This window comes from Lutibacter sp. Hel_I_33_5, assembly GCF_007827455.1.
GTDB lineage: Bacteria > Bacteroidota > Bacteroidia > Flavobacteriales > Flavobacteriaceae > Polaribacter.
The window spans coordinates 524,155-533,787 of the sequence record NZ_VISM01000001.1; the positions used below are offsets into that span (position 1 = coordinate 524,155).

9 protein-coding genes are annotated in these 9,633 nt (G+C 28.4%); 6 read left to right on the forward strand and 3 right to left on the reverse strand.

All coding sequences use genetic code 11. The features are described 5' to 3' along the window. The first annotated feature begins 31 nt into the window (after window positions 1-31). The 5 genes from OD91_RS02310 to OD91_RS02330 are packed head-to-tail and all read left to right on the forward strand — an operon-like array spanning window position 32 to window position 5,407. Complete coding sequence (locus OD91_RS02310) at window positions 32-2,410, forward strand: TonB-dependent receptor (protein ID WP_144894788.1); 2,379 nt, start codon at window positions 32-34, stop codon at window positions 2,408-2,410. A gap of 4 nt (window positions 2,411-2,414) precedes the next feature. Further along, on the forward strand, window positions 2,415-3,248 hold the full coding sequence (locus OD91_RS02315; protein ID WP_144894789.1) for a DUF4249 family protein: 834 nt from the start codon (window positions 2,415-2,417) through the stop codon (window positions 3,246-3,248). A gap of 50 nt (window positions 3,249-3,298) precedes the next feature. Beyond that, window positions 3,299-4,111: an N-acetylmuramic acid 6-phosphate etherase gene (murQ, locus tag OD91_RS02320; protein ID WP_144894790.1), complete on the forward strand. Its 813-nt coding sequence runs from the start codon at window positions 3,299-3,301 to the stop codon at window positions 4,109-4,111. Then, window positions 4,108-4,353: a DUF6095 family protein gene (locus tag OD91_RS02325; protein ID WP_144894791.1), complete on the forward strand. Its 246-nt coding sequence runs from the start codon at window positions 4,108-4,110 to the stop codon at window positions 4,351-4,353. The genes murQ and OD91_RS02325 overlap by 4 nt, the downstream gene beginning before the upstream one ends. 1 nt (window position 4,354) lies before the next feature. After that, window positions 4,355-5,407 (forward strand): D-alanine--D-alanine ligase, encoded by a 1,053-nt coding sequence (locus OD91_RS02330; RefSeq protein WP_144894792.1) that lies wholly within the window; start codon window positions 4,355-4,357, stop codon window positions 5,405-5,407. On the opposite strand, the gene OD91_RS02335 is transcribed toward OD91_RS02330, so the two are convergent. Further along, a complete protein-coding gene (locus OD91_RS02335) occupies window positions 5,404-5,898 on the reverse strand; it encodes a DinB family protein (protein ID WP_144894793.1) in 495 nt (164 codons plus the stop codon). The two genes, OD91_RS02330 and OD91_RS02335, sit on opposite strands and share 4 nt — an antisense overlap. A gap of 222 nt (window positions 5,899-6,120) precedes the next feature. Here OD91_RS02335 and OD91_RS02340 point away from each other — a divergent pair, with 222 nt between their 5' ends. Further along, window positions 6,121-6,960: a hypothetical protein gene (locus OD91_RS02340; RefSeq protein WP_144894794.1), complete on the forward strand. Its 840-nt coding sequence runs from the start codon at window positions 6,121-6,123 to the stop codon at window positions 6,958-6,960. Between the two features lie 151 nt (window positions 6,961-7,111). Here the strand turns inward: OD91_RS02340 and OD91_RS02345 are convergent, their stop codons facing one another. Then, on the reverse strand, window positions 7,112-8,698 hold the full coding sequence (locus tag OD91_RS02345) for an OmpA family protein (protein WP_144894795.1): 1,587 nt from the start codon (window positions 8,696-8,698) through the stop codon (window positions 7,112-7,114). Window positions 8,699-8,709: 11 nt separating this feature from the next. Continuing rightward, complete coding sequence (locus OD91_RS02350; protein WP_144894796.1) at window positions 8,710-9,630, reverse strand: type IX secretion system membrane protein PorP/SprF; 921 nt, start codon at window positions 9,628-9,630, stop codon at window positions 8,710-8,712. Between the last annotated feature and the right edge of the window lie 3 nt (window positions 9,631-9,633).

Consider the following 9,633-nt stretch of genomic DNA (forward strand, 5'->3'; position numbering starts at 1 on the left):
TAACAAAATATAAAATACCCTAAACAAATATATGTTTTTAAAAAAATCGTTACTTATTACTTTTATATGTATTTCTTTCAGCATATTTAGTCAAGAAAAAATAACGCTAAGTGGTACTGTATATGACGAAAGCAACAACGAAACTCTTATTGGTGTTTCTGTTTATTTTCCTGAACTAAAGTCTGGTACAACAACAAACGAATACGGATTTTACTCCATTACAATACCAAAAGGAACTTATAACGTTTTAATTAGTTATTTAGGATATACAGTAATTTCAGAGAGTTTAGACTTATCTAAAAAAACAACTAAAAACTTCAAATTAGTTGAAGAAACTGAAAGTTTAGATGAAATAATTATTGAGAGTAATATTGAAAAATTGAATGTTAGAACTCCACAAATGAGTGTTAACAAACTAAACTCAAGTACCATAAAACAAATTCCTGTTGTATTAGGCGAAGCAGATGTAATAAAATCATTGATTTTATTACCAGGTGTTACAAGTGCTGGTGAAGGTGCTTCTGGATTTAACGTTAGAGGTGGTTCTGCAGATCAAAACTTAATATTATTAGATGAAGCAACCGTTTTTAATTCTTCACATTTATTTGGCTTTTTCTCTGTTTTTAATCCAGATGTTATTAAAGATGTAAAATTATATAAGGGCGGAATTCCAGCTCGTTTTGGCGGAAGACTTTCGTCTGTTTTAGATATTTATCAAAAAGAAGGAAATAGTAAAAAGTTCAATTTAACTGGTGGAATCGGTTTAGTTTCTAGTAGATTATTAGCTGAAGGTCCTATTGAAAAAGAAAAGAGTTCTTTTTTAATAGGTGGAAGAGCTTCCTATGCGCATTTATTTTTACCACTTTTCGACAATGATAACAAAGCATATTTCTATGATTTAAATAGTAAAATAAATTATCGTTTTAACGATAAAAACAACCTTTTTCTATCTACTTATTTTGGTAAAGATGTTTTTGGAATTAATGACAGTTTTGTAAACAATTACGGAAATTCAGTTGTTAATTTACGCTGGAATCATCTTTTTTCTGATAAGTTATTCTCTAACTTATCTTTAATATACTCAGACTATTTTTATGGATTAATACTTGATTTTGTTGGATTTGAATGGGACTCTGGAATTACAAACTTTAATTTAAAATACGACTTTAAGCATTACTTAAATGATAATTTTAAACTAAGTTATGGTATCAACAATATCAATATTAAATTTAACCCAGGTAAGATTATTCCTAACAGACCAGATTCTGGAATTATTGCAGAAAAATTAACAAATAAGTATGCAAATGAGTTTGCTGCATATGTAGATGCAGAGCATAAATTAAATGAGAATTTAACATTACAATATGGTGTGCGTTTTAGTAGTTTTTTACGTTTGGGTCAGAATGAATTAAATACCTATCAAAATAACCAAGCGGTACTTTATAATAGTGAATTCAAAAAATACGAATCTGCTGTAGCCACAGGAACAGAATCTTTTAAAAGAAGTGAAACCATTGCGAGCTTTAACAATTTTGAACCTAGACTTTCTATGTCGTATGTAATCAACGATAATTCTTCTATAAAAGCTAGTTATAATAGAATGGTTCAATATTTACACTTATTATCAAATACTGCCTCTCCTACTCCATTAGATGTTTGGACGCCAAGTGGAAAATATATAAAACCACAGTTGTTAGATCAATATGCAATGGGATATTTTAAATCTATAAAAGATGGAGATTATTCCTTAGAAACAGAAGTTTTCTATAAAGACATTCAGAATCGAATAGATTATATAAATGGAGCAAATTTAGTTGCCAATAATGAAATTGAAACGGTCATATTAAACGGAAAAGCTAGAGCTTACGGATTGGAAGTTTTGTTGAAAAAGAATGAAGGAAATTTAAAAGGGTGGTTTTCTTATACATTATCTAGATCAGAACAATTAACTCCTGGAAGAAATGCCAATGAACCAGGTATAAATCAAGGAAATTGGTATAGTACACCATATGACAAAACTCATGACTTTTCTGTAAACGCTAGTTATGAGCTAAATAAAAAGTGGAAATTCAATGCTAATTTTATTTTTCAAACTGGACAACCAACAAATTACCCTGTCGGACAATATGAAATACAAGGTATAAATGTTCCAATTTACGATGATAATAGAAGAAATGCCGATAGATTACCTGCCTATCATCGATTAGATATTTCTGCGACACTCACTCCAAGGAAAAATAAAAACAGAAAATGGAAAGGCGAATGGGTCTTTGGTATTTATAACTTATATGGAAGAGATAATGCGGCTTCAATTGCTTTTAAACAGAATAGAGAAACCAATAGAAACGAGGCATTACAGACATCAATATTTGGTTTAGTACCTTCAGTAACGTATAATTTTAAATTTTAGAACTATGAAAAAGATATATATACTTCCAGTTTTGTTGATGTTCATTTTTTCTAATTGTGAAAAAGTTATTGATGTTGATGTTCCATCAATTCAACCAAAATTAATTATAGACGCAGCTTTTGACGTTTATTTTGATGAAACTCCAGTAACCGTAAATACAACAGTAAAATTAAAACTGTCAGCAGATTATTTTGAAGAAAATATACCAACGGTAACAAATGCTACTGTTTTTGTAACAGATTTATCTAGTAACACTATTATTAATTATTCTGATATTAACAACGATGGTGATTACGAAGCTGATGTAGCTTTTATACCTTCAGAAAATACTGAATATGAATTAACGGTTATCTATAACAATCAAACTTATAAAGGAAAAGCTTCAAGAGTAAAATCATCTCCAATAAATTCAATTATTCAAGGTGATGAAACGTTGTTTACAGGAAAAGAAACACAGCTAAAAGTAGATTTTACAGATGTTAGTGATAAAGAAGAATTTTATCTATTTAATTTTACAAATAATTTAATGATAGCACTTGATGATCGATTTTTTAATGGATCTGATTATAACTTCTCATATTTTTACCAAGAAGATGATATTGAATTACCAGCAGATGTTACCATAAGAATGTCTGGTATGACTAAAGAATATTATACATATTTTGAAGTTTTAATCAACCAGAGTGGTCAAAATTCTGGAGGACCTTTTCAAACAATTCCATCATCCCTATTAGGAAATATGATCAATAAAACTGATGAAGCTAATTTTCCTCTAGGCTATTTTCATATTTCAGAAACGGATACTTTTGATATAAGTTTGGTTGATAAAAGCGAATAACTTGTTTAAAATCTCACTCAAAAATAAGAGAAAAACTGTATTTTTGAGTCATGACATTTATAAAAACTACCGAGCAGGATTCTAATTACAATCATCTGGAAAAGATGTCGATATCAGAATTATTAAGTACTATTAATAATGAAGATAAAACGGTTCCTTTAGCGGTTGAAAAATCATTACCACAAATTGAAACCCTTACAGAACAAATTGTTAGACAATTAAAAAAAGGTGGTAGACTTTTTTATATTGGCGCTGGCACAAGTGGCAGATTAGGTATTTTAGACGCTAGTGAATGTCCGCCAACTTTTGGCGTACCACACGAATTAGTAGTAGGCTTAATTGCTGGTGGAGATATTGCTATTAGAAAAGCGGTAGAATTTGCTGAAGATTCAACCAATCAAGGTTGGAAAGATTTACAAGAACATAATATTACTACCAAAGATGTAGTTGTTGGTATTGCTGCTTCTGGAACAACACCTTATGTGATTTCTGCTTTAGAAGCTTGTAATAAAAATGACGTTATTACGGGTTGTATCACCTGCAATAAAAATAGTCCATTATCTCATGTTTCTCAATTCCCAATAGAAGTTGTCGTTGGTCCAGAATTTGTAACTGGAAGTTCTAGAATGAAAGCTGGTACGGCACAAAAATTAGTATTAAACATGTTATCTACAACAACGATGATTCAGTTAGGTAAAGTAAAAGGCAATAAAATGGTTGATATGCAATTATCTAATAATAAATTGGTTGATAGAGGTGAAAAAATGTTAGTATCAGAATTAAATATCGACCAAAAAGAAGCAAAGCAATTATTGCAGGAATTTGGGAGTGTTAGAAACGTTATCTTAAATTATAAAAAATGAGTACAGATGTAAACTTGCTCGGTAAAGGCTTACAAAGACTGGTAATCTTAATATTACTTTTTATCCTCTCTCCTATTTCTATCACAATCGGTTTTAAAGCCTTAAAAAAGTTTACAGAATACCCTAAATATCTAGTTGCTTACGCTATTTTATTCATAAGTGTTTTATTGATAATTTTCACTATCTATTTTGCTTTTAAAACATTTAAAATATTATTAAACGCTGTTTTTAAAAAAGAGTAACGTGCTAAATAAGAAGTTTCATAAAACATTTAATTGGGAACATTGGCCTTCTTCAATGTTTTATATTCCAAATTTACCTTATGCCTTTTATTTAGCCTCAAAAGCAAAGCATTCTGCTTTTTTTAGTGCTGCAAACCCTTCAATTAAAAGTTCTGGAAATGGTACTGAAAGTAAATATAAAACCATACAATTAGTTCCTGAAAAGCATAGACCAAAAAGCATTTTACATAATTCGGATAATGATTTTTTAGCTACCTACAAAGCCATTCAAGAAAGTAACATTGACTTTCCTTTAATAGCCAAACCAGATATTGGTTTTAGAGGATTATTGGTGAAAAAAATAAATACAAAAGAAGAACTAGAAGAATATTTAAAAAAATATCCTGTCAATATTCTTATTCAAGAATTTCTAGAATATGAAAATGAATGTGGCATTTTTTATCACAGAAATCCAAATAGCAAAAATGGAATTATCTCTTCTATTACATTAAAAAAATTTTTAACAGTTACTGCGGATGGAACATCAACGTTAAAAGAATTAATTAATAATGATTCAAGAGCAAAATTGTATTTAGAGATTTTAGAAAATCTTCATAAAAATGATCTTGAAAAAGTTCCGTCCAAGAATAAAAAAATAAAATTATCGGTTATTGGAAATCATTCTAAAGGCACACAATTTATTTGTGGAAAACATCTTATCAGTAATAAATTAGTTGAAACATTTAATCAATTAAGTTATAAAATACCTGGTTGGTTTTATGGTAGAATCGATCTAAAATACAACAGTATTGAAGATTTAGAAAGAGGTGAAGATTTTAAAATTTTAGAAATTAATGGAATTATTTCTGAGCCAACACATATTTACGATGCTAAAAATTATAATTACTTTCAAGCATTAAAAGCTATTCGATCACATTGGAAATCATTGTATGAAATTGCAACTACAAACCATAAAGAACACAAAGTTCCGTATGTAAGTTCTAAAAAATTTATTTCTGAAATGTTTGAATTAAGGGCTTATACTAAAAAAGTGAAAAAAATTTCAACCTATTAACAAGCTTCAACTTTTTTCGGTGTAGTTGGATTAAATCCAAAATCTGCATCAGGTAATTCAACCCCTAATTGATGTATAATAAAACCAATACTTGCATAATGATGAATTGCGTGACTGTGTGCCTGAATCAATGCGCTGCCTAATGTATAATTTGCTGTTACAACACCAGTTCCTAAATCATCACAAACAGAAACCATTTTATCAAAATCACTTTCTTTTAGTAAATGAAGCTTTGTAATTACTTCATTAAAATAATCAATTCCAACTGCAGTTTTTTCTTCTGCTAATTGATTTCGATCTCTATTAGAAAAATCTATATGATTATTTTCTAATCCGTTAAAAACACATGTAAAAGCGTCTAAAACATGACGCATATTGGTTCCAATACTTGAAAAATACGGCGGAATTGTGGCATCACTATATTGTTGATCTGTAATAGAATTCAGTAATTTAATTCCTCTTTGTAAGTTCTTTTCAATGGCGTCTATCATCGATTAATTGATTTCAGAATAGGTCGTATAAATATAAATAAATTTACATTTTCATTTGATTATATATCAATAAACTTTCCACATTATTTAAACAACTTATTATAAGAGATTTAAAGTTAATTGAATGGGTAAATATATTTTTGGCACGCTATTTGAAAATTACTAAGCAAATGCGGAAGCCGAAAAGCAAATAGAGTAAGCATAACCCTAAATCTAGAAATCATGAAGAAAGGGATACTTTTATTAGTAGGATTACTAACATTAACAACTGTAAATGCAGTTAATGAAACATCAACTAGCAAAATTGGGGTTAACTATAATTATAGTGATGCCATAAGTTTTGTAGAACGCGGAATTAAATTTGACGTTTTTTTAAACGGAGAATTTGATTTTAACTCAAATTATACTTCTTATTATTCTAACCGAGGTGTAAGAATTGAAAGAGGATATAACGGCAGAGTTAGAAGAATTGGAAATGTAAATGTAAATTATGATTATCGAGGAAATGTAAAAAGAATTGGAAACGTTTATATGCGTTACAATAGAGGTTTATTAACCAGAGTTGGTAATTTAAAAATTAATTACAACCGATTTGGAGAGCCGTATTATTATGGAAATGTAAAATATAATGATTATTATAACGATAACTTCGGAGTCAGTTTTGGATTAAATTTTGGTACAGTATGTAATTATAATGATGCCTACTTTTATAGAAACGATTTTAGAAACAACTATTATAAATTAAGAGAAGATAATAACTTTTATTATTACAGAGCTAGACCAAATGCAAAAATTGGTAAGCGAAGTAAAATACTTAAAAGGAGAAAACAAAATACTTCTAGAGATACTAAAAACACCTATAAGAATAATGATTCAAGAAGAAATCACACAACTAAAAGGCCGTATAAGAATAAGGAAAGAACTGCTTCTAAAAGGAACTATACAACTAAAAGACCTTCTAGCACTATAAAAAGAAGTGTGGTAAAAAGAAAAGAAATTATAAAACCTAAAAGGATTAGTAAAAAAAGGAACGTAGTTTCTAAGAAAAAAAGAAGAGGATAATATAAAAACAGGTATTTATACCTATAAAAACTTCAAATATGTTTTTTAGTTTTGTAAAGTCTTATCAAACAAGAGAATATTTGAAGAAGAGAAAAAGAAAAAAACCAACTCAATTGAGTTGGTTTTTTTCTTTTTTATAATTTAATAATGCTTACTCTTTTTGTCTTATAATAATAAACTCAGTTCTTCTGTTAAGTTGATGCTCTTCTTTTGAACATTTCACTCCATTCTCACAATGATTTGTAGGTTGAGATTCTCCATATCCTATGGCAGTAATTCTTGAAGGTGAAATACCTTGAGAAGTAATATAACTTCTTGTAGACTCTGCTCTTCTAGTTGATAAAGCTTCATTGTAACTATCTTTCCCTCTTGAATCTGTATGAGATGTTGCTTTTATTTTCATCTCTGGATATTTGTTCATTACACTTACTATATAATCTAACTCTTTTGCAGCATCTGGTCTTATTGTAGATTTATTCGTATCAAAATAGATAGGATTTATGTTAATAATAGCTTCGTTATTATTATTATACTTTAAATCGTCTATTAATTCTAAATTAAAATTAAGTTCATTATTTATTCCACTTTTGGTTGAAGTACTAAACGGTTTTTGTTCTTCTTTATAATATTCTTTGCTTGCTAATGCAATATAGTTTTTAGAACATGGCAAAGTATAACTGTAGTTACCTTTTGCATCTGCATTTAGTTCTTCAATATTTTCTTTTGAAATAGCATTTTGAATTATCACTTTAGCAAAAGCAATAGGAGTAGATAACTTTTTATCTTTTATAACACCGTATACTATTTGTTCACATGGTTTTATTATAGTAGTTTCTTCTGTAAAACCATATATATCATCACTTCCTAATCCACCTTTTCTATTTGAAGAAAAGTAACCTTTATTTGGGTTTTCAGGGTTAAAAACAATTCCAAAATCGTCAACAGAACTATTAATAGTTTTTCCTAAGTTTATTGCTTCATTTTTTTTATTAAGATTGTATTTATAAATATCTAACCCTCCTTGTCCGTTATTTCTATCTGAAGAAAAATATAATTCATTTTCTTTAGTTGTCGGAAACATTTCTCTTTCAGAAGAATTTACTTCTTTACCTAGATTTATGATTTTCCCAAAACTTCCATCTTCATTAATTCCTACTTTATAAATATCTGTTTTTCCATATCCACCAGGTCTATCTGATGAAAAATATAAAGTTTTATCATCTTTACTTAAACTTGGATGTCCGGTAGAAAAATCATCACCATTAAAAGGTAATTCTTTTATAGACTCCCATTCTGTATCTTCTATATTTCTATGTGCTCGATATAATTTTAATCTATTAACATTTTTTTTATAAGGCTTAAAACGTTTCTTAAAATAATTATTTCTAGTAAAGTAAATCGTTCTATAATCTTTACTAAATGCAATATTAGAAATATGGTATGTTTTACTTAATTTTTCAATAGAAAATTTTTCTATTTTCGATGTTCCTTTTTTAGGATTATCAATTCTGATAGTATAAAGATCTAAGAAAGATTTTTTATCTGCTCTTTCTGATGAAAACACTAATTTATCTTTATAGTACACTGGACTAAAGTCTAAACCAACATCATTAATTCCTTTAACAGAATGCACCTTATAATTTATTAATTTAGTGTCTTTCTCTTGTGCTTGAATATTTACTACTAAAAACATTACAAATGCTATTAGTATTATTTTGTTATTTATAATATTTTTCATGGCTTATAGATTTAAAAGAATCTTGGAGATAATATTCTATCACTAGAAAATGGTAGATCAAATAATAAAAATATCTCGTGAGAACCTGAGTTAAAATTTCCTAGGTTATTGATTGAATAATCATATGCATAACCTATTCGTAAATTATCTGTTGTTTTTATATTAAATAATGCTGAAATAGATGAATTTACTCGATATGATAATCCGAACTCTAACTTATCATTTAACAAAATATTACTAGATAAATCTATAGAAGTGGGTGCACCTGGTGCAGTTTTTACCAAAAAAGAAGGTTTAAACTTTACATTTCTATTGATATCAAAAACATATCCACTTGTTAAAAAATAATGGGCTTCTTCACTTACTCTCGTAATAGCAGAATTACTACCCTCTAAGTGAATGGTTTTTATCATATTAGGAATAGAAAATCCAGCATAGAATTTGTCTGTATGATAAAATACACCAGCACCAAAATTAGGGATAGCTTTGTTAATTCTATTAAAAAAATTAGTTGGGGTATTGTTATTTAAAAGTTCTATTGAACTTAAGTTTACATCAATAAAAGTAAAACCTGCTTTTATACCAAACCCTAAATTTCTCCCTTCTCCTACTTGAACAGTAAAACTAAAGTCTCCATAAGCTGTTTGTTCTTTTACTGGCCCTATTTTATCAGCTATAAAAGAAAGTCCTAATCCTAATTTTTTACCTGTAGGAGAATGAATTCCAAACGTAATTGTTTGAGGTGCTCCATCTATTCCTACCCATTGACTCCGTCCTAAAAAATTAATAGACATCGATTCATTAGACCCTGCATATGCAGGATTTATAATGTTCATGTTATACATATAATGTGTATACTGAGGATCTTGCTGAGCGTAAAAACTTACGCTCAATAAAATCAATAATCCTAAAAGTGCTTTTTCAATTTTCATAAT

Excerpts from the sequence above, each read along its gene's own strand:
- murQ (WP_144894790.1), top strand. The coding sequence starts at position 3,299 with ATGACATTTATAAAAACTACCGAGCAGGATTCTAATTACAATCATCTG.
- OD91_RS02340 (WP_144894794.1), top strand. The coding sequence starts at position 6,121 with ATGAAGAAAGGGATACTTTTATTAGTAGGATTACTAACATTAACAACT.
- OD91_RS02310 (WP_144894788.1), top strand. The coding sequence starts at position 32 with ATGTTTTTAAAAAAATCGTTACTTATTACTTTTATATGTATTTCTTTC.
- OD91_RS02325 (WP_144894791.1), top strand. The coding sequence starts at position 4,108 with ATGAGTACAGATGTAAACTTGCTCGGTAAAGGCTTACAAAGACTGGTA.
- OD91_RS02335 (WP_144894793.1), bottom strand. The coding sequence starts at position 5,898 with ATGATAGACGCCATTGAAAAGAACTTACAAAGAGGAATTAAATTACTG.
- OD91_RS02315 (WP_144894789.1), top strand. The coding sequence starts at position 2,415 with ATGAAAAAGATATATATACTTCCAGTTTTGTTGATGTTCATTTTTTCT.
- OD91_RS02345 (WP_144894795.1), bottom strand. The coding sequence starts at position 8,698 with ATGAAAAATATTATAAATAACAAAATAATACTAATAGCATTTGTAATG.
- OD91_RS02350 (WP_144894796.1), bottom strand. The coding sequence starts at position 9,630 with ATGAAAATTGAAAAAGCACTTTTAGGATTATTGATTTTATTGAGCGTA.